The sequence below is a fragment of the Enterobacter cloacae complex sp. 418I7 genome (genome assembly GCF_050030705.1).
Taxonomy (GTDB): Bacteria; Pseudomonadota; Gammaproteobacteria; order Enterobacterales; family Enterobacteriaceae; genus Enterobacter; species Enterobacter intestinihominis.
On the sequence record NZ_JBLGUU010000001.1, the window covers coordinates 1,904,602 to 1,927,930 of the forward strand.

Consider the following 23,329-nt stretch of genomic DNA (forward strand, 5'->3'; position numbering starts at 1 on the left):
TGAAAAGCGCTGGCTGCCTGGGGATCACCTGGGTGGCTGGCGAATGTGTTGTCTGGATTATTTAGTCAGGATCAGTTTTCCGGCATTGGTCTGGCGCAGCAGGTAGTGCTGGCCGTCATGCTCGATAATGACCCGTCCCTCCTCACCCAACAGGCTTTTGCTGTCGATTCGGCGATCGGTGGGAGCAGGGGACGGCGCTGTGTGTGTTTTTACTGGCGTTGCCGCGCTGTTATCGGTCGGTGACATAATGTTTATAAATAACAATCAATGTAACAATGATAATCATTATCAATAAACTGCAAATTCACGGCAAGCGTTTTTATGAAAATTGTGTGACGGGATCAAATTTGGGGGAGAGGTGCGGTCTGATGCCCTCACCCCGACCCTCTCCCACGGGGAGAGGGAGAAGGGCACGTACCGTAGGCCGGGTAAGCGCAGCGTCACCCGGCAGGATTTTAAAATCGCGTGTCCACGGCTGAAGCCAGCTTCTCCAGCAGCAGCTCGCTGTCTTCCCAGCTCAGACACGGGTCGGTGATCGACTGGCCGTACACCATTTGCTGTCCGGCGACGATCTTCTGCGTACCTTCTTTGATAAAGCTCTCCGCCATAATTCCTGCAATGGCGGTCGAGCCGCTGCGGATCTGCTGGCAGACTTCATCGCAGACGTCCAGCTGGCGGCGGTGCTGTTTCTGGCAGTTGCCGTGGCTGAAATCCACCACCAGATGCTCCGGCAGGTCAAATTCCGCCAGCGTTTCGCAGGCGGCGGCAATATCTTCTGCATGGTAATTCGGTTTTTTACCGCCACGCATAATGATATGTCCGAACGGGTTGCCGCTGGTCTGGTAGATGGTCATCTGGCCGTTTTTATCCGGGGAGAGGAACATATGGCTGGCGCGTGACGCGCGGATGGCATCAACGGCGATGCGGGTATTGCCGTCCGTACCGTTTTTGAAGCCCACCGGACAGGAGAGCGCCGACGCCATTTCACGGTGGATCTGGCTTTCGGTGGTACGCGCGCCAATCGCGCCCCAGCTAATGAGGTCGGCAATAAACTGTCCGGTCACCATATCCAGAAATTCGGTAGCGGTCGGCACGCCCAGCTCGTTAACCTGTAGCAGCAGCTTGCGCGCCAGCGCAATGCCGTGATTCACCCGGTAACTACCGTTCAGATCGGGATCGGATATCAATCCTTTCCAGCCCACGACGGTACGCGGCTTTTCAAAGTAGGTACGCATCACGATCTCCAGGCGATCCTGATACGTGACGCGCAGCGTCTGAAGGCGTTGTGCATAATCCATCGCCGCGTCCAGGTCGTGGATGGAGCAGGGGCCAATTACTACCAGAAGACGTTTGTCTTCACCATTGAGAATTTTTTCGATGCGGCGACGGGAGGCCGTCACATGGTCCGCCACCTCGGCGGAAACGGGGTGCAGCCGGGCAAGTTCAGCCGGGGTGACCAGGCTATCAATGCGCGCGGTGCGCAGTTCGTCGGTTTTGTTCATGGAATGTCTCAGAAATTTTTTGCTTCATCGGCAGACTACCGGGAAGTGATGGGCATCACCTTAAACCAATCCCTGCTGATTTCAAGTTCGGGGCACGTCGCCCCGAGGATGGCATGATAATAACTGAAACTGGATTAATGTACTAGCATATTAGTACATGCGGCGATTCAGTCCCATGATATCGAGGATCTTGGTGGCAATTTCTTCTACTGAATAGTTGGTACTGTTCAGCCAGGGGATCTGATTTTTCCGGTACAGCGCTTCGACTTCGGAGACTTCCATTCGGCACTGGCGCATTGAGGCGTAGCGGCTGTTCTCGCGACGTTCTTCGCGGATCGCCGCCAGTCGTTCCGGGTTGATGGTCAGCCCAAACAGCTTATGCTGAAGCGGCTTGAGCGCGGCAGGCAGCACCAGGTTGTCCATATCATCGGCAATAAAGGGGTAGTTGGCGGCGCGAATGCCAAACTGCATTGCCAGGTAAAGGCTGGTGGGGGTTTTACCGCAGCGCGACACGCCAAGCAAAATGACCTGCGCCTGGTCCAGATTGCGCAGCGAGATCCCGTCGTCGTGCGCCAGAGTGTAGTCAATGGCGGCAATACGCGCATCGTATTTGGTCAGGTTGCCGGGGTTCAGCCCGTGGGTACGGTGAGCGATCGGCGTTGGGTCGAGCTTCAGCTCGCTTTGCAAGGGTGCAACCAGCGCCTGCACGATATCCTGACAGAAGCCCTCGCTTTGCAGAATGATGTTGCGGATCTCAGGGATCACAATGGAATAGAACACCAGCGGACGAACACCGGTCTGCTGGTAAATGGCGTCGATCTGGTCCTTGACCGCTTTGGCCCGGCTCTCGTTTTCCACGAACGGCAGCGTGATGCTGTTTATCGACACGGGAAACTGCGACATCACCGCGTGTCCCAGCACCTCGGCGGTAATCGCCGTCCCATCAGAAATATAAAAAACGTGACGATCGACAGCATTATCCATTTTATCCACCCAGAATAGCGTACGTAATTGCCTGAAAGCATAAATTAAAAAAGTTAATTGCACAGCAAAGAACTTATCTGAATTTAAAATGAAATGGTGTTTTTGATTTTCCTGAAAAGTGGATTTCATTTTCTGATTAGCGGCGTTATTTCTATGGTTTTTGCCGGAATCTATAGGAATCATCGGGTTAGCGAGTGCGGGGAAACTGTCCGAAAAGTTGAAAATTTAAATTGCTTACACGATTCACCGTTTTTTTAGCGGAAATAAATATGCCAGTATAAATACGTAGTCAGGTGTTTCTTACTCCGATCAAATATCACAAAAGGATTGTTTCGATGTCCAACAATGGCTCGTCACCGCTGGTGCTTTGGTATAACCAACTCGGCATGAATGATGTAGACAGAGTTGGGGGCAAAAATGCCTCCCTGGGTGAAATGATTACAAATCTGTCCGGTATGGGTGTCTCCGTACCAAACGGGTTTGCCACAACCGCCGATGCGTTTAACCTGTTTTTAGACCAGAGCGGTGTAAACCAGCGCATTTACGACCTGCTGGATAAAACGGATATTGATGATGTCACCGAGCTTGCCAAAGCCGGCGCGCAAATCCGCCAGTGGATCATCGACACACCTTTCCAGCCGGAACTGGAAAAAGCCATCCATGACGCCTACAACCAGCTCTCCGCTGACGACGTGCAGGCCTCCTTTGCCGTGCGCTCTTCCGCTACCGCGGAAGATATGCCGGATGCCTCTTTCGCCGGACAGCAGGAAACCTTCCTCAACGTTCAGGGTTACGAGGCGGTACTGGTGGCGGTGAAGCATGTGTTTGCTTCCCTGTTCAACGACCGCGCCATCTCCTATCGCGTGCATCAGGGCTATGACCACCGCGGCGTCGCGCTCTCCGCAGGCGTACAGCGCATGGTGCGCTCCGACGTAGGCTCTTCCGGCGTGATGTTCTCTATCGACACGGAATCCGGCTTCGACCAGGTGGTGTTTATCACCTCCGCATGGGGTCTGGGCGAGATGGTGGTGCAGGGGGCGGTGAACCCTGACGAATTCTACGTGCATAAGCCTACGCTGGCGGCTAACCGTCCGGCAGTGGTACGCCGCACCATGGGCTCGAAAAAAATCCGCATGATCTATGCCCCGACGCAAGAGCATGGCAAGCAGGTCACCATTGAAGATGTGCCGCAGGAGCAGCGGGATCGCTTCTCGCTCACCGACGCCGAAGTGGAAGAGCTGGCAAAGCAGGCGGTGCAGATTGAAAAACACTATGGCCGTCCGATGGACATCGAGTGGGCCAAAGACGGACACACCGGCAAGCTGTTTATCGTGCAGGCGCGTCCGGAAACCGTCCGTTCACGCGGTCAGGTCATGGAGCGCTACACCCTGCACGCGCAGGGCAAAATTGTCGCGGAAGGCCGCGCAATCGGTCACCGTATCGGTGCCGGTCCGGTGAAAGTGATCCACGATATCAGCGAGATGAATCGCATTCAGCCTGGCGACGTGCTGGTGACCGACATGACCGACCCGGACTGGGAGCCGATCATGAAGAAAGCGGCTGCTATCGTCACCAACCGCGGTGGCCGTACCTGTCACGCGGCTATCATTGCCCGTGAGCTGGGGATCCCGGCGGTAGTCGGCTGCGGTGACGCGACCGAACGCATGAAGGACGACCAGAACGTGACGGTCTCCTGTGCCGAAGGCGATACCGGTTACGTGTATGCCGATATCCTCGACTTCAGCGTGAAGAGCTCCAGCGTGGATACCATGCCGGACCTGCCGCTGAAAATCATGATGAACGTCGGTAACCCGGATCGCGCGTTTGACTTCGCCTGCCTGCCGAACGAAGGCGTGGGCCTGGCGCGTCTGGAATTCATCATCAACCGCATGATCGGCGTTCACCCGCGCGCGCTGCTGGAGTTTGACGACCAGGACGCGAAGCTGCAAAACGAAATCCGCGAGATGATGAAGGGTTACGACTCGCCGAGAGAGTTCTATGTCGGTCGCCTGACGGAAGGCATCGCCACGCTCGGCGCGGCCTTCTACCCGAAACGCGTGATCGTGCGTCTGTCGGACTTTAAGTCCAACGAATATGCCAACCTGGTGGGCGGCGAACGCTACGAGCCGGAAGAAGAGAACCCGATGCTGGGCTTCCGCGGCGCCGGACGCTACGTGTCGGAAAGCTTCCGCGACTGCTTCGCGCTGGAGTGCGAAGCGGTAAAACGCGTGCGCAACGACATGGGGCTGACCAACGTGGAAATCATGATCCCGTTCGTCCGTACCGTGGATCAGGCGAAAGCGGTGGTGGATGAGCTGGCGCGTCAGGGGCTGAAGCGCGGCGAGAACGGGCTGAAGATCATCATGATGTGTGAAATTCCGTCCAACGCCCTGCTGGCCGAGCAGTTCCTGGAGCACTTCGACGGCTTCTCCATTGGTTCGAATGATATGACGCAGCTGGCGCTCGGCCTGGACCGCGACTCCGGCGTCGTCTCTGAGCTGTTTGATGAGCGTAACGAGGCGGTGAAAGCGCTGCTCTCCATGGCCATCCGTGCGGCGAAGAAACAGGGTAAATATGTCGGGATCTGCGGGCAGGGTCCTTCTGACCATGAAGACTTTGCGGCCTGGCTGATGGATGAGGGGATTGATAGCCTCTCCCTGAACCCGGACACCGTGGTGCAAACCTGGCTGAGCCTGGCAGAGCTGAACAAGTAAAACCTGCATAACCTGAAAAAGGCGAGGATATCTGTCCTCGCCTTTTTTATTTTCCTGCGAATATGCTCACCATCACAAATAAAGCAAAAAACCAAATATCATAATTTATCTGTTAATTTAGACAATTGTTAGTGGGCAGGGCGTTGCTAATACTTGAGCCTTACCGCGTACATCCGTCGGGATGATGCGCGACTGGTTGAAATACGTTTTAACCTGATAAAAAGGCAAATAACAATGACAATCTCCTCTGTATTACGTACCAAAGATAAAATAGGTTATGGCCTCGGTGATATGGCCAGCGCGCTGGTCTGGCAAACGGCAACGTTATTTCTCGCGTATTTCTATACGGACGTATTCGGTTTGCCGGCGGCCATTATGGGCACCATGTTTTTAGTGGTGCGCGTGATCGATGCGTTTGTCGATCCGTGCATTGGCGCGCTGGTGGACCGCACTCAGACCCGCCACGGTCGTTTTCGTCCCTGGCTGCTCTGGTTTGCCATTCCGTTTGGCGTGAGCTGCCTGATTACCTTCTACGTACCGGATGCCGGGCAGACGGCGAAAATTGTCTATGCCTGCGTAACCTATGCCATCCTGAGCCTGATCTACTCCGCGATTAACGTTCCATACTGCGCCATGCCCGGCGCGCTGACGCTCGACCCGCGCGAGCGCCACTCGCTGCAATCCTGGCGCTTTGGCCTGTCGTTTATCGGCGGGTTGATTGTAACGGTCATCGCGCTGCCGCTGGTCTCATTATTAGGTCAGGGGAATGTGCAAAAAGGTTATTTCTATGCCATGAGCCTGATGGGGCTGCTGGGTATTATTTTATTCTTCTGCTGCTTCTTTATGACCCGGGAGCGTTACTCGCCACGCAATGACACCTCCGGCTCGATGCTGACGGATTTAAAACTGCTGGCCGCCAACAGCCAGTGGCGAATTGTTTTTCTGTTTAATATTTTACTGTTAACCGCCGTCGTGACGCGTGGCTCTGCGACCATGTATTACGTTAACTATGTTCTGTTACGTCCTGAACTGGTCTTTGCCTTTATTGTTTCCGGCATGGTGGCATCCTTAAGCGGCGCATTATTATCTGAACGCCTGCTGGGGAAATTTGATCGCGTACGTGCCTATCAGTGGACCATTATTTCTTTCGTTATTTTTGGCGCGCTGATTTTCTTCATTCCGCCTTCGCAGGTGTGGCTGATATTCGGTCTGAATATTGTGTTTAGTTTTATTCAGAACCTGACCACGCCGCTGCAATGGACCATGTTCTCCGATGTGGTGGACTACGAAGAACACCGCAGCGGCCGCCGTCTGGACGGGCTGGTCTTTTCTACCGCCCTGTTTGCCATCAAGTTTGGGCTGGCGCTGGGTGGGGCGGTGGTCGGTTGGGTGCTGGGCATGGTGGATTACGCGCCCGGACAGGCAAACCAGGCGCCTCACGTTCTCGCAACCATCAATGCCCTGTTCACCCTGATCCCCTGCGCGCTGTTCCTCTGCATGGTGGCGCTCCTTGCTATCTACAAACTCAACAGCCGACTGGTGGATTCCATTGCCCGTGAGCTGGCCAGCAAGCGAGACATTCGAAACGATGCGGGGCAGCTCAGCCCGGTAACCCAATCCGCACTACAGGAGTAAACCATGACTGTGATCTACAAGGACGCGGGACGTCCCGTACACGAGCGTGTCGCTGATTTACTGGCGCGTATGACGCCGGAAGAGAAATTTGCCCAGATGCACGCGTACTGGCTGATCCTCGATGAACACGGCAACCACCGCGAGCGTAGCGATTTGAGCGATGAGTTCGCCGGCGTGAGCGAACAGGCGTCCCTCAGCGAAAGGCTGAAGCTGGGCGTCGGGCAGATCACCCGTCCGCTCGGCACGCACATTGTTGATGCAAAAACCGGCGTGCGTGCCGCTAACCGCCTGCAACGTATGATGATGGAGGAGACCCGGCTCGGCATTCCGGCGCTGTTTCATGAGGAGTGTCTGGTGGGGCTGCTGTGCAAAGATGCAACCCTGTTCCCGTCGTCGCTGAACTACGGTTCCACCTGGGACCCGGCGCTGGTGCAGCGCGCGGCGGAGCAGATTGGCAACGAGGCCCGGTCTGTCGGGTGCCAGCAGGGGCTGGCCCCGGTGCTGGATGTCTCGCGCGATGTGCGCTGGGGACGGACGGAAGAGACCTTTGGGGAAGATCCGTGGCTGGTAGGGGTGATGGCGACGGCGTACGTGAAGGGGTTGCAGGGCGATAAGCGCGATCTGCTGGCGACCCTGAAACATTACGTGGGGCACTCCTTCAGCGAAGGGGCGCGCAACCATGCGCCGGTCCATCTGGGTTTCAGCGAGCTAAACGATACCTTCCTGCTACCGTTTGAGATGGCGGTGAAGCTGGCCAACGCCGGTTCGGTGATGCCGGCCTATCATGACATCGATAATCAGCCAGGGCACAGCGACCATTTCCTGCTCACCACCGTGCTGCGTGAACAGTGGGGCTTCGACGGCATTATTGTCGCGGATTACGGCGGCGTCAGTCTGCTGCACCAGCACCATGGGATTTCTCACGATCCAGCAGAATCGGCGGCGCTGGCGTTTAACGCCGGGCTGGACGTGGAATTGCCGAAGGATGACTGCGCGCGTCATCTGGCGGAAGCGGTAGAGCGTGGGCTTATCTCAATGGCGAAAGTGGATGAGATTGTGGCGCGCGTGCTAAGTGAAAAATTCCGTCTCGGGCTGTTTGAAAAACCGTACGCCGACGAAAAAGGTATCGATTTGCAGAATGAGGCGACCCGGCAGGTGGCGCGCGAGGTGGCAACAAAATCGATCACGCTGCTGGAAAATAACGGCATTTTGCCCCTCGGCGGAAAACCCCGTGTAGCGGTAGTGGGGCCGACGGCGGACGATCCGCTGGCGTTGCTGAGCGGCTACAGCTTCCCGGTTCACCTGATCATCAGTGATATGGTTGAAGAGACCTCGCAGGTGACAACCCCGCGCGCGGCGCTGGAACAGTACCTTGGCGCATCGCAGATACGTTACGCCAAAGGGTGCCACATTATCGAAAAACGGATGGCGGGTGCGCCGGTGTTCCCGGGCGACAGCGGCGGTAAACCGATGCAGCAATCGCCGGTTTCACAACGCACGGATTTGATCCCCGAAGCCGTGAGCGCGGCAAAAGAGAGTGACGTGGTGGTGGCCTGCGTGGGCGACCTCGCCGGGCTATTCCAGAGCGGCACCGTGGGGGAAGGATCGGATACCGATTCGCTGAATCTGCCGGGCGTGCAGCAACAGCTGCTGGAGGAGCTGGTGGCAACCGGCAAGCCGGTAATTGTCGTCATGACGGGCGGGCGTCCTTATAACCTTCAGGGGCTGGAAGAGAAGGTGGCCGCGCTGATGATGGCCTGGGCGCCGGGGCAGGAAGGGGGCTGGGCGATTGCCGATATCTTAACCGGCCGCGCGGAGCCGCAGGGCAGGCTGGTAGTCAGCGTGCCGAAAAACGCCGGGGCGATGCCGTACTACTATAACCACAAGCTGAAAAGCGGCGGCACGCCGTTTGCGTTCCATTTCGGCGCACTTTACCCGTTCGGTTACGGTCTTGGCTGGACGCAGTTTCACTGGAGTGCGGCGCGTCTCGCTGAAAGCCACGTCCCGGTCGACGGAGAGGTGGTGTTAAGCGTCGATGTCAGCAACATCGGGGAGCGCAGCGGCAGCGAAGTAATACAGGTGTACGTGCATGACAAAGTCGCGACGCAGGTTCGTCCGCTTCAGGAGCTGAAAGCGTTTCAACGCGTTACGCTTTCACCGGGAGAAACCGCCACCCTGACCTTTACCTTGCCGGTGGAGATGTTTAATTTCACCCGCCGGGACGGGAAGCGGATTGTCGAGCCAGGTGAATTTGAGCTACAGGTTGGCGCGTCCTCGGCGGATATTCGCGAGGTGGTGAACGTGCAGGTGACCGGGGAGACGCGGGTGCTGGAGGGGGAATGGCAGATGTTGAGTAGGAGTGAAATTTGTAAAAATTAATATTCAGGACTCGCCTGGCCACAAAGGCGAGTCCTCTTTCAAGCAATCAAATGAGGAAAATGAACTTACAAAGCACTAATAACTTAAAAAAATAGTTCGCATAAGAATAGTCTTAGCCGCCTTGCTCTGAGCCTGGAACTGATATAGCTACTCCTCACCGTCTGCTGGTTGCAGGACTGCGCCAGATAGCCTGATAGGTTTGATGAGCTATAAAAGATGAAATTTAAATGAATATACGGACTCTGTCTGATTTAAGTTCCCTGTGCAACGGCTACATGACAACGCAATGCAGGGAAAACGAAGAACTACAGTGCATAGCGTCAGAACTCAGGATTCAATAAGTAACTGGAGAGGTTAAGTGGTTGTAGATATTTCGGTGTTATTCATTATTCTTTTAATGATTGTGTGCGCCCTGATTTATCGCCTTTCTGTCATGGAAGATAAGTTGTTAGCAATGGAGTTAAGACACGCTACGGAAGTCAACGCAGCGCGTAGAGAAGGGTATATAAACTGCATGAATCTTCATGCTCAGGTTGAAAAAAGTATAAAAGATAAAGCTAAATGATGGCGTTTTTAGGAACGCCAGTTTGGCTGTTATATCATTTACTGTGCTTGCCTTGACGTTTATCTTTTTTCTTATGGCGGGAAAATAACCCACATAACTATTATTGACAGAAGAAAAAGGTGCAGGCGCTGCTCCTGCAGTGGTCAGCCGCCTTAAACGTGGTGATACTCATTACAACGTGAACATGCTCGCGCTGATGAACGGGCAGAGGCGACTAATAATTCAGAGTAAAAGGGACACCTGGTGGTACGAGAAAGATATTCAGTTGATAGTGAAATGGCATATGCTTATGACGAATGGAACTAAACAGTAAAACTCTTTCATCGCTATTCATCCGTCTGTAATGAACGGTTTTTTCGTTTAAAACACGCCTAAATCCTGTGCGCTCAGCATAAGATAAATAAAAAAAAGCCCATCGTGGGAGATGGGCAAAGACTACACACAGCAATTCGTTGTTTCACTCAGGGGATTTCCATGCTTATAAATCAAGGTGTTGATTTATAACCGTGTCTTAATAGTAGGCATGCCAACTTTATGAGTCGATCGGATTCGTCTCAATAGTTAAAGGGAGGTAAAGATTTCTTGAAGAGAATGACGGTTTTAGGCATGAAAAGGCGGGTCTGACCAGTGCGCAGAGAATAAATAGTTTAGCAACGTTTAAGTATTCCTGCGAAGAGTGTAGGCCGGGTAAGCGTTAGCGCCACCCGGCAAAGGTTATTACTGCGCGTTCTTATCTTCCAGCTCTTCAAGTTCGCTTAAGATGAGGTCCGGATCGGTTCCGGGTGGCGGCACTTCATGCACCCAGGCAGAGAAGAGACGCCAGGTTACCGCAAGCAGCACCGGACCGATAAACAGGCCAATCATGCCGAAGGCAATCAACCCCCCGATCACCCCGGACAGGATCAGAATCAGCGGCAGATCAGCGCCCATGCGGATGAGGAGAGGACGAATCACGTTATCCATGGTGCCCACCACGCAACTCCAGACCAGCAGCACCGTGCCCCAGGTCGTGTCCCCCGTCCAGTAAAGCCAGATAATGCAGGGAACCAGCACCAGCAGCGGACCAAGCTGTGCCAGACAGGTCATCAGCATGACAACGGTGAAAATGGTGGCATAAGGTACGCCGGAAACCGCCAGCCCGATACCGCCAAGCACCGCCTGCACCAGCGCTGTGACCACCACGCCGAGCGCCACCGCGCGAACGGCCTGGGCTGCCAGCAGCACGGCCGCATCGCCGCGTTTACCTGCCAGCCGGGTGGCGAAATGGCGTACCCCCAGCGCAACCTGCTCGCCGCGCCAGTACAGCAGGGCGCTGAAGACCAGCATCAACGTACAGTGCATCATGAAGCGACCAATATGCGCAGCCTGCCCGACAAACCAGGTGGTGGTTGTGCCGATGTACGGGCGCACTTTGGCCATCAGGGCGCTACCGCCCATCTCCAGCAGGCTGTGCCAGCCGCTGTATAGTTTTGCGCCCACAACAGGAATGCTGTTCAGCCACGCGAGATCCGGCAGCGTCATGTCACCGCTGGTGACCGCGCGAATAACCGGGCCGCTGCTGTCAACCAGGCTGTTAACCAGCAGCGCAATGGGAATAATAAACAGCAGGAACAGCAGCAGCGTCATCACCAGCACGGCAAGGCCGCGGCGACCAAACAGCAGTTTCTGCAAACGTAAGAGTAAAGGCCAGGTTGCGACCACGACGGTCGCGGCCCAGGCAAATCCGAGCACGAAAGGACGAACAATCCACAGACACGCAATAATCATAATGGCTAAGAACAGCACCGACAGCAGTATCTGTGCGACATCCCTGGGCTGACGAAGATTGACCATAAACGAAACTTTCCTTAAATGAACACCAGCAAGGCTGATGGGAATATAAACCGCATCTCTCTAATCATTAGTGATTTCAGCGATTTTTGACAGGCGGATTTTGCCCGTAATTCTACGAAGCACATAAGAAAAAAATGTGATAAAACTTTCCAGACACAACGCAAACGATTTCACACTATTCTCATTAGGGTCGACAGCAATGATCCCACAGATTTCTCAGGCACCGGGCGTCGTTCAACTGGTGCTTAATTTTTTGCAGGCACTGGAGCAACAGGGTTTTACAGGTGATACCGCCACCGATTATGCCGACAGGCTGACGATGGCAACCGATAACAGTATTTACCAGCTTCTTCCCGATGCCGTCGTTTTCCCGCGCTCTACCGCCGATGTGGCCCTCATCGCCCGTCTGGCGTCGCAGGAGCGTTTCAGCTCCCTGGTCTTTACCCCGCGCGGCGGCGGGACGGGCACCAATGGGCAGGCGCTGAACCAGGGCATCATCGTTGATATGTCCCGCTATATGAATCGCATCATTGAGATCAACCCGGAAGAGGGGTGGGTGCGTGTGGAAGCGGGGGTAATCAAAGATCAGCTGAATCAGTTTTTAAAACCGTATGGCTATTTTTTTGCGCCCGAGCTTTCCACCAGTAACCGCGCAACCCTTGGCGGGATGATCAACACCGATGCCTCAGGGCAGGGCTCGCTGGTCTACGGCAAAACCTCCGATCACGTCATGGGTGTGCGGGCGGTGCTGCTGGGGGGCGATATTCTCGATACCCAGCCGTTGCCGGTCGAACTGGCTGAAACGCTGGCAAAAGAGAGCACCACCAGCGGACGGATTTATCGCACCGTGCTGGAGCGCTGCCGCGAAAATCGCGAACTGATCCTCGACAAATTCCCGAAGCTCAATCGCTTCCTGACGGGCTACGATCTGCGCCATGTCTTTAATGACGATCTGAGCCAGTTCGATCTTACCCGCGTACTGACCGGGTCAGAAGGGACGCTGGCCTTTTTCACCGAAGCGCGTCTGGATATCACCCCGCTGCCGAAGGTGCGCCGTCTGGTGAACGTCAAATACAACTCCTTTGACTCCGCGCTGCGTAATGCCCCGTTTATGGTGGAGGCGCGGGCGCTGTCGGTGGAAACCGTTGATTCAAAAGTACTGAACCTGGCCCGGGAAGATATTGTCTGGCATTCGGTGAGCGAACTGATTACCGACGTGCCGGATAAAGAGATGCTCGGTCTGAACATCGTCGAGTTCGCCGGGGATGACGCAGAGCTGATTGAGAGCCAGGTGAGCACGCTCTGCCAGCGTCTGGATGAGCTGATTGCACAGGGGGAAGGCGGCGTCATTGGCTGGCAGCTGTGTAACGACCTCTCCGGCATCGAGCGAATCTACGCGATGCGTAAAAAGGCGGTGGGGCTGCTCGGTAACGCGAAAGGGGCGGCGAAGCCGATTCCGTTTGCGGAAGATACCTGCGTGCCGCCGGAGCATCTGGCGGATTATATTGTGGAGTTTCGTGCGCTGCTCGACAGCCATGGTCTGAGCTATGGCATGTTCGGGCACGTTGACGCGGGTGTGCTACACGTGCGCCCGGCGCTGGACATGTGTGATCCGCAGCAGGAGATCCTGATGAAGGAGATCTCCGACGAAGTCGTGGCCCTTACGGCCAAATATGGCGGTTTGTTATGGGGAGAGCATGGCAAAGGATTCCGCGCCGAGTACAGCCCGGCGTTTTTTGGCGAACAACTCTACGCCGAGCTGCGTAAGGTGAAAGCCGCTTTTGATCCTGATAACCGTCTTAACCCGGGTAAAATCTGCCCGCCAGAGGGTGTTGATGCGCCGATGTTGCAGGTAGACGCCGTCAAGCGCGGCACCTATGACCGACAAATTCCGATTGCGGTTCGCGCTTCCTGGCGCGGCGCGATGGAGTGCAACGGCAACGGGCTGTGCTTCAACTTCGATGTGAAAAGCCCGATGTGTCCGTCGATGAAAATCACCAGCAACCGCATCCACTCCCCAAAAGGACGTGCGACGCTGGTGCGCGAATGGCTGCGCCTGCTGGCTGACCGCGGCATTGACCCGCTCAAGCTGGAACTGGAGCTGCCGGAAAAACGCACCAGCCTGCGCAGGCTCATCGAACGGACCCGCAACAGCTGGCATGCGAATAAAGGCGAATACGATTTCTCGCATGAGGTGAAAGAGGCGATGTCCGGCTGCCTGGCGTGCAAGGCGTGTTCAACCCAGTGCCCGATTAAAATTGACGTGCCGGAATTCCGTTCCCGCTTCCTCCAGCTGTACCACACGCGTTATCTGCGCCCGATGCGCGATCATCTGGTGGCAACGGTGGAGAGTTACGCGCCGCTAATGGCTCGTGCGCCAAAAACCTTTAACTTCTTTATCAATCAGCCGCTGGTGCGCAAACTGTCTGAAAAACATATCGGCATGGTGGATCTGCCGCTGCTGTCGGTGCCATCGCTCCAGCGTCGGCTGGTGGGGCACCGCTCGGCGAACATGACCCTGGAACAACTGGAAGCATTAAGCCCTGAGCAGAAAGCGAAGGTGGTGCTGGTGGTGCAGGATCCGTTTACCAGCTATTACGATGCGCAGGTGGTGGCTGATTTTGTCCGTCTGGCAGAGAAAATTGGCTACCAGCCGGTGGTACTGCCGTTCTCGCCGAACGGCAAGGCGCAGCACATTAAAGGTTTCCTGACCCGCTTCGCGAAAACCGCGCAGAAAACTTCAGATTTCCTGAATCGCGTGGCGCAGCTCGATATGCCAATGGTGGGCGTCGATCCGGCGCTGGTGCTCTGTTACCGGGATGAATATAAGCAGACGCTCGGCGATAAGCGCGGTGATTTTCAGGTCTTACTGGTGCATGAGTGGCTGCCTTCGGTGCTGAAGCAAACGGCCCCTCAGGAGGTCAGCGGAGAATCCTGGTACCTGTTTGGGCACTGCACTGAAGTGACCGCGCTGCCGACGGCGCCTGCCCAGTGGGCTTCTATCTTCGCCCGCTATGGCGCGAAGCTGGAAAGCGTCAACGTGGGTTGCTGCGGTATGGCCGGAACCTACGGTCATGAAGTCAAAAACCACGCTAACTCGCTCGGCATTTACGAGCTGTCGTGGCACCAGGCAATGCAGCGCCTGCCGCGTAACCGCTGTCTGGCGACGGGCTACTCCTGCCGCAGCCAGGTGAAACGGGTGGAAGGTAACGGCGTTCGCCATCCCTTGCAGGCTTTACTGGAGATTATCGGATGATCTGGAAACGTGCGGTCACTCTGCAGGCCTTAAATGCCATGGGTGCGGAAAACATGGTCGGTTTGCTGGATATCCAGTTTACGCGCATTGGCGATAATGAACTTGAAGCGACGATGCCAGTAGACAGTCGTACTCATCAACCGTTTGGCCTGCTGCACGGCGGTGCGTCCGTCGTGCTGGCCGAAACGCTGGGGTCGGTCGCGGGTTACCTGTGTACGGAAGGGGAGCAGAAGGTGGTCGGGCTGGAGGTCAATGCCAACCACATCCGCTCCGTTCGCAGCGGACGCGTGCGCGGTGTTTGCCGCGCACTGCACGCCGGAAGTCGTCATCAGGTGTGGCAGATTGATATACTGGACGAGCAGGATCGCCTGTGTTGTTCATCCAGACTGACGACGGCCGTTGTGTAAAGTTTCCGAATGTCTTGCTTTTGGTCAAAAATTAGCCGCCTGATTGTGATATACTGGTCACGTTTTGAACATAAGCGAGGACATCATGGATACTGAAATAACCCCAACACAGCTGGCAATTGAATATTTACGTCGCGATAAAAGCAATCTGTCTCCGGCGCAGTACCTGAAAAAGCTGAAACAACTTGAGCTGGAATTTACGGATTTGCTGGCGCTCTCTTCAAACGAGCTGAAAGAAGAGATCTACTTTGCCTGGCGGTTGGGCGTTCACGTCCATTGAGCAGTGAAGAAAAGGCCGCCCGTGCGGCCTTTTTTGTGTCTGAAACTCAGTATTTGGCAGGCAGTTTGTTAATTTTAATGAGCCGGCCTTCTTCCATTTCGATGAACCCGCCTGTTTTCAGGTCAGCCAGGATCCGCATTACGCCGCTGCGGGAAAGCCGGGTTTTATCCCGGATGTACCTTTCCGCCGTCACGCTGCGTCGGTAGTTGTCATCTTCCTGCATCAGCATCATGAGCTGCTGACGAATCATCTCGTAAGCCGTTGGCGCACCTTTCGGCATGACGTTGTGATAAAGGCGGTTATAGACAAACATCAGATGATTAGAAAGCAGCCCCCATAACGCCTTCTCTTTGATAACTTCTGCCACCCGATCGGTTGCTAGCACGCCGATCAGGCATGGCGTCACCGTTTTGAGATAATCGTTAAAATATATGTCCGTCAGGTTAGCGAGGCCAAACAGGGCGGGACTGCGCGCGGTGGTAAGCATCATGTCGTCGCTTCTTCTGTATATCGCGATTGTGCCCTCGAGAATTAAATAACACATACTCTGCCCGTTAACCTGGAGATCAAGTTGCTCACCGGGATCGGTTTTATACGTGGCGCAGTGCGGCTGTAAGTGGGAAATCAGTTCCTGGGCATAGGGAGAGCCGCGATGCGATGGTTTGTCAGAAGACATAGCGTTAACCTGGAAAGAGACTGTACTTTCTATAGTGTCGCTCTTATTTTCCACCTTCTCCAGAGATAAAAACAGCCTCAGTACTTGCGGGGTAAGTGATGGATCTCGATTAGCACGCCGCGCTCCATAGTGATGTATTTCCCCGTCCGCAACTCCGCCAGGATCCGCATAATGCCGCTGCGTGAAAGATAGGTGCGGCTTTTGATATAGGCTGCGGCGGTAATGCTTTGTCTTATGGCTTCCGGCTCCTGCATCAGTTCTACCAGCTGAAAGCGGATAATGTCGTAAGCCGACATCTGCGATATCTGGGCACAATGTTCGTAAACGCGCGATGCGGTATAGATCAGCAGGTTCGAGAAGGACTCCCATAAATTCTGTTGTGCGACTACGTGATTAAAACGCTCCAGCGTAACGCTAGCCACCTCTGAAGTTTCCAGCGCTCTGACGTAGAGGTGCTCAGAAGAAAACTGGCTGCTCACGCCGAGTATAAAAGGTGCGGATTCGGAATTTAAGACGATACCGTCACCTCGACGATGCAATGCCACGCTGCCATGTAACAGTAAAAAGCACTGGCGGATATCACCGGAATAATAATGGATGACTTCACCTTTAGCCATGATGCATCTTTCCGTATGCGGCAAAACATTATCGATTATTTTTTCAATGTGCTTAAGAGGCTTAGCGCCAAGCACTGTTGTTATTTCATTGCCTGAAACGGGCGCAATACGGGTGTTCATAAGAGGCCTCATACACTGATGCGATCATTTTTTGATCGACATAAAGAATTATCTTAAAAAACAGTTAGTCAGGGAATATTTTCGTCGAGTCTAATTATAGACTTGCCTATTAATGAGTGTTAATTAGTTGAATTTGAAACATTTTTGACTTAGGTTTAAAAGTAGACCGGGGACTTTATTGTTAAGATATTTCCAAAGTAATTTGTTTTGTTTTTGTTAAAAGAGAGTCTACAGCTAGACCCTAAAATCGATTGTGCGTAGAAAAAGAGTTGTATAAATTTTGATTCGTCGAAAGGGGTTTTATTTCTGCAACTGAATGTCGGTAATAAATAAAGTAATACAGGAAAGAGAATTATGAATAAAAAATTGATGATGGCAATGTTAGCGGCAGGTTCTGTACTCACCATGACCAATGCATTTGCAGCGGCAGGTACCGTTAATTTTAACGGAAATATTCTGGATTCTGCCTGCGACGTAGATGTGGCATCTCAGAACCAGGTGGTGGTATTGGGCGATTATTATAAAACGGAATTCCCGACGGCGGGAGCCAGAACGGCTGCGACGCAGTTTAATATTATTTTGAAAAACTGTCCTGTGACGGTCACTAATGCAAAAGTCCGTTTTGACGGTACGCCGGATTTAACCAACGCCAGCCTGCTGGCGATTGATACGTCCGTGGCGGGGGCGGCCACAGGGGTAGCGATTAACCTGATGACTGCAGATAAAGCCGATCTGCCGCTGTACGGCAGCAACAGCTATACCTACGCGCTCAGCAGTACGGCTGATAATACACTGAACTTCTACGCGCAGTATATCTCCACCGCAGCGTCCGTAACCGCGGGCCCGGCTAACTCGGTCGCGAACTTCTCAGTGGTTTACAACTAAGTCATTGGCAGTAATTAGCAGGGGGCTTCCCGGCCCCTTGTTTTATGAGGTATTGAAATGCGTTTTATAACGACAACTGGCCTGGCGATGGCGCTGTTATCGCTGACGTTAACATCCGCCAGTGCTGGAGTAGTTATTGGCGGCACTCGCATTATTTTCGATGGGGCAAAAAAAGAAGCGTCAATAAGTATCACCAATCCTGATGATGTTCCTTATTTAATCCAGTCGTGGATTGATGTTCAGGATGGGCAATCCGGTAAAGCGCCTTTTATTATTACGCCTCCGCTGTATCGGCTGGATGGCGGGCAAAAAAACCTTGAGCGTATTGTCATGACAGGCTCGCTGCCTCAGGGGCAGGAGAGTTTATTCTGGCTGAACATTAAAGCTATTCCATCAGCCTCAAAGCAGATGAACTCGCTGCAAATTGCCGTCAAAACGCGGATTAAACTTATTTATCGGCCAGAGAGCCTTCGTGCGTCTACCCCTGAGGAACAAACCAACAAATTAACCTGGCATCGTGCGGGGAATGCTCTGCAGGTAAATAACCCTACGCCGTACGTTATCAATTTCAATGAAATAACGGTCGGGGGTAAAAAACTTGACGATGTCACGTACGTAATGCCTTCAGGCTCAGTTCGTTTCCCGTTACCGAATGGGACCAATGGCAATACGCTGACGTTTAAAGTCATTAACGATTATGGCAATCCTGGCGAATTACACCGGGCCAGTTTGTGATCCCTTTTCATTAATCGGGTGCTCGTCATGACAACGGCATTTAATACAGTGCAGCCTGCGCGCCTGGCAATATTCATTGCCCTCGCGCTTGCGGGTTTCTCTCCCACGCTGTATGCCAGTGAGACGTTTAATACGGAACTGGTAGAACTGGATAATCCCGGAATGGGAAAAGCGGATTTATCTGCCTTTGAATCCGGCTCGCAGGCGCCCGGGACGTACCTCGTTGATATTATTCTTGACGATCGGCTGCTGGAAACGCGGGATATTCGTTTCATGGCAGTGAAGGATGCTAACGGCAGTGAAACGTTGCAGCCGTGCCTGAGTATCAGGCAGTTAAAAGCGTGGGGCGTGAAAACGGCGCTTTTCCCGCAGCTCGACGCCGGGCAAGGAGAATGCGCCGATCTCAAGGCGATTCCACAGGCCAGCGCGGACTTCCAGTTTGGCGCCCAGCGTCTGGCAATCAGCATCCCACAGGCGGCCATAGATCTGCCAGCGAGAGGTTACGTTCCGCCGGAGATGTGGGATGAAGGCATTACCGCGGCCATACTCAACTACAGCCTGAGCGGCGCGAACAGCCGGTCAAGAAGCGGGGCAGGCACCCGCAGCGACAGTCAGTATGCAAACCTGCGACCGGGGATCAACGTCGGTCCCTGGCGGTTACGCAACTACACCACCTGGTCCCGCGATGCGTCCGGCCAGGATAAGTGGGACAATGTCTATACCTTGATGCAGCGCGCGATTATTCCCCTGCAAGCCCAGCTTACGCTCGGAGACAGTTCCGCCCCTGCCGATGTCTTTGACAGCATGCCTTTTCGCGGCGTCCAGCTGGCGTCCGACGACGACATGCTACCGGATTCCCTGAAAGGCTATGCGCCGGTGGTGCGCGGTATTGCGCGAACTAACGCGCAGGTCGTGGTGCGTCAGAATGGCTATCAAATCTACCAAAGCTATGTGGCGCCGGGCGCGTTTGAGATCGCGGATATGTATCCCACCGGCGGCGCGGGCGATCTTGATGTCACGATCGTCGAAGCCGATGGCAGTGAGCAACATTTCACCCTGCCGTACGCTTCGCTGCCGGTCCTGCAACGGGAGGGGCGCCTGAAATATGCCCTTACCGCCGGGCAGTATCGATCGTATAACCGTAGCGTGGAGAAAACCCCCTTCGGGCAACTGACCGGAATCTACGGCCTCCCTTACGGCCTCACGCTCTATGGCGGCGTTCAGGGGGCAGATAAGTACCAGTCGGCGGCTCTGGGGGTGGGCAAGAACATGGGCGATTTCGGGGCGATATCCGCAGACCTCACCCAGGGCTGGTCAACGCCGGAGCATGCCGCGAAAACAAGCGGTCAGTCGTGGCGGGCCCGATACAGCAAGAATTTTATTAATTCCGGGACGAACTTTTCGATTGCCGGGTATCGCTACTCGACCCGCGGCTATTACGGGATGCAAGAGGTCCTCGATTCGTACGGCGACAGCAGCGCGCTTCAGGACAGGCGACGTAACCGTGCCGAGCTGACAATGAGCCAGACGCTGGGGGACAACCTGGGCGCGCTCACCCTCAGTGCGGCGCAGGAAGATTACTGGAATGACGGTAAGTCGATGGCTTCGTGGAGCGTCGGCTATAGCAACTACTGGCACAACATCAGCTATGGCCTGACATGGACCTACAGCAAAAATGTCCGCTCAGCGTCAGAAACCCGCGACAACCAAAAAAACGCTGATCACGACCAGCTTCTGGCGTTCAACATCAGCATTCCGCTGGATAAATTTTTGCCGCAGACATGGGCGAACTATGGCATGAACGCCAGCAGGAATAACGGGACGACACACAGCATCGGTCTGAACGGGGTGGCACTCGAAAACCGAGCCCTGAACTGGAACGTGCAGCAGGGATACGGCACAGAGGGCGTGGGCTATACCGGCAACGTTAACGCGAACTACAGAGGCACCTATGGCGAAGCCACGGCGGGGTATGGTTATGACAAAAACAGTGAACGCCTGAATTACGGGCTACAAGGCGGCATTCTCGCCCATGCTGATGGCATCACGCTTTCTCAGCCGCTGGGGGAGACCAACGCCTTAATTAAAGCGCCTGGCGCCCACGGCGTGGATATCCGCAATCAGCCCGGTGTACGGACAGATGTTCGCGGTTATACGGTCGTGAGCAACCTTTCGGTCTACCGAAAAAACGATCTCACTCTCGATCCGGAAAATATGCCGGAGGATGTCGAACTGGAGATCAACACCCGCACGGTGACGCCGACGCGGGGAGCGGTGGTGAGAGCCGATTATTTGCCGAAGTCAGGTCGCCGGGTGCTGATGACCTTGACCGACAACGAACGCGCCGTTCCGTTTGGGGCGGTGGTCACCCTTGTCGGTGATGAGAGCAGCAGTTTTATTGTGGGCGATCGCGGTCAGGTTTATTTAACCGGTATGCGCGAGGAGGGGACGTTAGTCGCGACATGGGGGAGTCAGCCCAGCCAGCAATGCCGCGCTAATTTCAGCCTGCCGACAAACTCAACATTCGGTGGGATCGCTGACATGCGCGCCTCCTGCCGTCAGGAACGTTAACATGAAATGGCTTATCGTGATTTTGCTTCTCTGTTTGCTCGCGGCGGGAAACCTCGCCCGTGCCGGTACGTGCACCACCATCACGCCGCAGCTGTCAACCCTGTCCGTGGGGACGATTAACGTGCAGCGTGATGCGCCTGTCGGCACGGTGGTCTTTTCCGGCGCGGCGACAGCCACAGGTTCCTATCTTACTGGATGTGCTAATCCGCTGATGCTGGGATTCAGCATGCGCTACAACAGCGCCACGTTGAGCAGCTACGGCAATCATGTTTACAACACTAACGTCAGCGGGATAGGCATACGCTTTTCCTCCAACGCCTATTTTGAAAACCCGAGCAATACGTTCTCGTACAATGCGCAGACCTCCTATGTCGACTGGTATGGCGGGAGGATTGAGCTGGTGGTGACTGGCCCGGTCTCATCGGGGGCGTTAACCCCGGGGGCGATCGGCGTCGTGACGCTTCAGGGGAGCGACGGCATCTATCGTGACGGCCTGACCACGCAGCTCACCGCCGGAACCATTAATGCCATGGCGTGCACGGTGAATACGTCACAGCTGACGTTTCCGATCGGGGATATCCCCGCCTCGGCGTTCGGCACTGTGGTGGGCACCACGCCAGCGGGAGCACAGAACACGCAAAACCTGGGCTTAACTTGCGCCGCCGGAACCAATATTACGGTCTCGCTCAGTGGAATACAGAATCCGGACAGCGCCAATACCAGCGTGATGGCCTTAACCGGGCAGGGGAATGCCGGCACCGCAAAAGGGGTTGGGGTGCAGCTTATCTATAACGGTGTGCCGCTGGTGATGAACAGCCGACTATTCTTGCGGCAGTCTGCCGGCGGGCAAGAGACATTGCCGTTAACGGCCCGATATTACCAGACGTTGAACCGCGTGGAGTCAGGTTCAGCAAATGCCTCCGCCACCCTTAATTTGACCTATCAGTAGCAGGTACGAAGATGAAAATAATATACGGGACACTGCTGTTACTGGCTTTACTCAGCGGGAAGGCTTTCACCGCTGATAGCGTCAACATCGGTGTGACGGGAAATATCGTTGCGTCGCCGTGCATATTTAATGGCGGGAGTAACAGCCTCGATGTCAATCTGGGCAATATTCAGGCAACCAATATGGCGACGCCGGGCTCAACATCGGATCCGGTGCCATTTAGTCTGCTGTTCACCCAGTGCCCAACGGGAACGCAGAGTGTGACCGTCTCTTTTACCGGCAGCCCCGATCCCGCGGCGGGCGCGGACTATTTTATGAACAGCGGTTCGGCCACGCACGTGGCGATAGCCATGCGCGATGCCCAAACGGGTACGCTTAAAGGAACAGGCTCTGGCATGACTCAAACTATTGGTGCCGACAGAACCGCGACAATGGCTATGCAGGCCTCGGTTAAATCCGTGACGGGTGGCGTCACGCCGGGAAGCATCAGTGCAGTTGTGGTGATGACGATGCAGTACAACTGAGCGCCGGTGATATGCCTTTTTTAAAGACGTTGGTATGAGCTATGTTAAATATTCTGATTCAGGAAACCGATCTATTTTTTCAGGCTGGGCTACATGAATTTTTCGAGGATTTTTTTAAACATAACTTTCATCGTGCCATCACATTTAACCTGGCGCTGACCCATGAAAACGTCAGTCAGGCCGATATTATTGTCCTGTCATTATGCCAGGGTGAAACACTGACCTGTTTTCCCGAGTTACTCGCCCGGCAAAAAGGGATTGTGCTAGGGTTTGTCGACGATGAACTGCGCTTTTCGGCGTTGCCCTCCTGCTTTCAGGACATTATTTTTCTCCCTCGCCGTGCATCGCTTGATCGTATCAGTGGCGTACTGTTTATCGCGTGGTTCAGGACGCAATTACCGGGTTACACATGGACTAAACATAACTGCTTCGACTGCCAGCATAAAGGGTTATCCCGGCAACAAATTCGTATTCTGGTCAATTTTTACCGAGGGCTGTCGGTAGTGCAGACCGCTCAGGCGCTGGAGATGAGCCAGAAAACGGTCTTTACCCATAAATATATGCTGATGCAAAAATTTAATCTGCGAAGCGATTACGAGCTGATCGTACTGTTGAGAAGGCTGATGGAGAAAAAGAGCCGTCCGAACCTGCTTCGCGATTACCTTGAAAATAATTATGCAGAACAGATAGCGTAAAA

Annotated in this window: 19 protein-coding genes and 1 other RNA gene; 13 read left to right on the forward strand and 7 right to left on the reverse strand. The window is 54.4% G+C overall.

The genetic code is table 11. From position 1 onward, the window contains the following. Positions 1 to 57 precede the first annotated feature (57 nt). From hemP to ppsR, 3 genes are all read right to left on the reverse strand, one after another. Complete coding sequence (gene hemP, locus ACQG0S_RS09235) at positions 58 to 246, reverse strand: hemin uptake protein HemP (protein WP_022647850.1); 189 nt, start codon at positions 244 to 246, stop codon at positions 58 to 60. Between the two features lie 209 nt (positions 247 to 455). After that, on the reverse strand, positions 456 to 1,502 hold the full coding sequence (gene aroH / locus ACQG0S_RS09240; RefSeq protein ID WP_038415903.1) for a 3-deoxy-7-phosphoheptulonate synthase AroH: 1,047 nt from the start codon (positions 1,500 to 1,502) through the stop codon (positions 456 to 458). Between the two features lie 150 nt (positions 1,503 to 1,652). Further along, positions 1,653 to 2,486, reverse strand: coding sequence for a posphoenolpyruvate synthetase regulatory kinase/phosphorylase PpsR (gene ppsR / locus ACQG0S_RS09245; RefSeq protein ID WP_017384644.1), 834 nt, complete (start codon positions 2,484 to 2,486; stop codon positions 1,653 to 1,655). 335 nt (positions 2,487 to 2,821) lie between these two features. On the opposite strand from ppsR, the gene ppsA reads away from it, so the two are divergent. From ppsA to ACQG0S_RS09265, 4 genes are all read left to right on the forward strand, one after another. After that, positions 2,822 to 5,200: a phosphoenolpyruvate synthase gene (ppsA, locus tag ACQG0S_RS09250; RefSeq protein WP_048966246.1), complete on the forward strand. Its 2,379-nt coding sequence runs from the start codon at positions 2,822 to 2,824 to the stop codon at positions 5,198 to 5,200. Positions 5,201 to 5,434: 234 nt separating this feature from the next. Then, positions 5,435 to 6,835 carry an MFS transporter gene (locus ACQG0S_RS09255; RefSeq protein ID WP_038415905.1) on the forward strand — a complete coding sequence of 467 codons (1,401 nt, stop codon included), beginning with the start codon at positions 5,435 to 5,437 and terminating at the stop codon, positions 6,833 to 6,835. Positions 6,836 to 6,838: 3 nt separating this feature from the next. Continuing rightward, entirely contained in the window at positions 6,839 to 9,214 is a 2,376-nt protein-coding gene (locus tag ACQG0S_RS09260; RefSeq protein WP_126490264.1) for a glycoside hydrolase family 3 N-terminal domain-containing protein, read from the forward strand. A 358-nt stretch (positions 9,215 to 9,572) separates the two neighbouring features. Next, positions 9,573 to 9,779 (forward strand): hypothetical protein, encoded by a 207-nt coding sequence (locus ACQG0S_RS09265; RefSeq protein WP_022647855.1) that lies wholly within the window; start codon positions 9,573 to 9,575, stop codon positions 9,777 to 9,779. 400 nt (positions 9,780 to 10,179) lie between these two features. Here the strand turns inward: ACQG0S_RS09265 and rprA are convergent. Both rprA and ydiK read right to left on the reverse strand, forming a co-directional pair. After that, positions 10,180 to 10,287, reverse strand: an RNA gene (gene rprA / locus ACQG0S_RS09270) — antisense sRNA RprA. 209 nt (positions 10,288 to 10,496) lie between these two features. Next, positions 10,497 to 11,612: an AI-2E family transporter YdiK gene (ydiK, locus tag ACQG0S_RS09275; protein ID WP_022647856.1), complete on the reverse strand. Its 1,116-nt coding sequence runs from the start codon at positions 11,610 to 11,612 to the stop codon at positions 10,497 to 10,499. Between the two features lie 199 nt (positions 11,613 to 11,811). On the opposite strand from ydiK, the gene ydiJ reads away from it, so the two are divergent. The 3 genes from ydiJ to ACQG0S_RS09290 all read left to right on the forward strand — a co-directional run bounded on the left by ydiJ (position 11,812) and on the right by ACQG0S_RS09290 (position 15,555). After that, on the forward strand, positions 11,812 to 14,868 hold the full coding sequence (gene ydiJ, locus ACQG0S_RS09280; protein WP_426750256.1) for a D-2-hydroxyglutarate dehydrogenase YdiJ: 3,057 nt from the start codon (positions 11,812 to 11,814) through the stop codon (positions 14,866 to 14,868). After that, positions 14,865 to 15,275 carry a 1,4-dihydroxy-2-naphthoyl-CoA hydrolase gene (menI, locus tag ACQG0S_RS09285; protein ID WP_023305978.1) on the forward strand — a complete coding sequence of 137 codons (411 nt, stop codon included), beginning with the start codon at positions 14,865 to 14,867 and terminating at the stop codon, positions 15,273 to 15,275. The genes ydiJ and menI overlap by 4 nt, the downstream gene beginning before the upstream one ends. 85 nt (positions 15,276 to 15,360) lie before the next feature. Then, positions 15,361 to 15,555 carry a YdiH family protein gene (locus ACQG0S_RS09290; protein WP_003857766.1) on the forward strand — a complete coding sequence of 65 codons (195 nt, stop codon included), beginning with the start codon at positions 15,361 to 15,363 and terminating at the stop codon, positions 15,553 to 15,555. A 46-nt stretch (positions 15,556 to 15,601) separates the two neighbouring features. On the opposite strand, the gene ACQG0S_RS09295 is transcribed toward ACQG0S_RS09290, so the two are convergent. Further along, complete coding sequence (locus tag ACQG0S_RS09295) at positions 15,602 to 16,231, reverse strand: helix-turn-helix domain-containing protein (protein WP_023299922.1); 630 nt, start codon at positions 16,229 to 16,231, stop codon at positions 15,602 to 15,604. 77 nt (positions 16,232 to 16,308) lie between these two features. Continuing rightward, positions 16,309 to 16,968 (reverse strand): winged helix-turn-helix transcriptional regulator, encoded by a 660-nt coding sequence (locus ACQG0S_RS09300; RefSeq protein WP_022647860.1) that lies wholly within the window; start codon positions 16,966 to 16,968, stop codon positions 16,309 to 16,311. Positions 16,969 to 17,322: 354 nt separating this feature from the next. Between ACQG0S_RS09300 and ACQG0S_RS09305 the strand changes: the two genes are divergently transcribed. The 6 genes from ACQG0S_RS09305 to ACQG0S_RS09330 are packed head-to-tail and all read left to right on the forward strand — an operon-like array spanning position 17,323 to position 23,327. Continuing rightward, complete coding sequence (locus tag ACQG0S_RS09305) at positions 17,323 to 17,853, forward strand: fimbrial protein (RefSeq protein WP_022647861.1); 531 nt, start codon at positions 17,323 to 17,325, stop codon at positions 17,851 to 17,853. Between the two features lie 57 nt (positions 17,854 to 17,910). Beyond that, positions 17,911 to 18,588: a fimbrial biogenesis chaperone gene (locus ACQG0S_RS09310; RefSeq protein ID WP_022647862.1), complete on the forward strand. Its 678-nt coding sequence runs from the start codon at positions 17,911 to 17,913 to the stop codon at positions 18,586 to 18,588. 27 nt (positions 18,589 to 18,615) lie between these two features. Then, a complete protein-coding gene (locus ACQG0S_RS09315; RefSeq protein WP_048966243.1) occupies positions 18,616 to 21,159 on the forward strand; it encodes a fimbria/pilus outer membrane usher protein in 2,544 nt (847 codons plus the stop codon). A 1-nt stretch (position 21,160) separates the two neighbouring features. Next, positions 21,161 to 22,108 (forward strand): fimbrial protein, encoded by a 948-nt coding sequence (locus ACQG0S_RS09320; protein WP_032676314.1) that lies wholly within the window; start codon positions 21,161 to 21,163, stop codon positions 22,106 to 22,108. Between the two features lie 11 nt (positions 22,109 to 22,119). Next, positions 22,120 to 22,632, forward strand: a complete 513-nt coding sequence (locus ACQG0S_RS09325; protein ID WP_022647865.1) for a fimbrial protein — start codon at positions 22,120 to 22,122, stop codon at positions 22,630 to 22,632. A gap of 41 nt (positions 22,633 to 22,673) precedes the next feature. After that, the gene (locus ACQG0S_RS09330; RefSeq protein WP_022647866.1) at positions 22,674 to 23,327 is read left to right on the forward strand and encodes a helix-turn-helix transcriptional regulator; all 654 of its coding nucleotides are present in this window, start codon (positions 22,674 to 22,676) and stop codon (positions 23,325 to 23,327) included. The last annotated feature ends 2 nt before the right edge of the window (positions 23,328 to 23,329 follow it).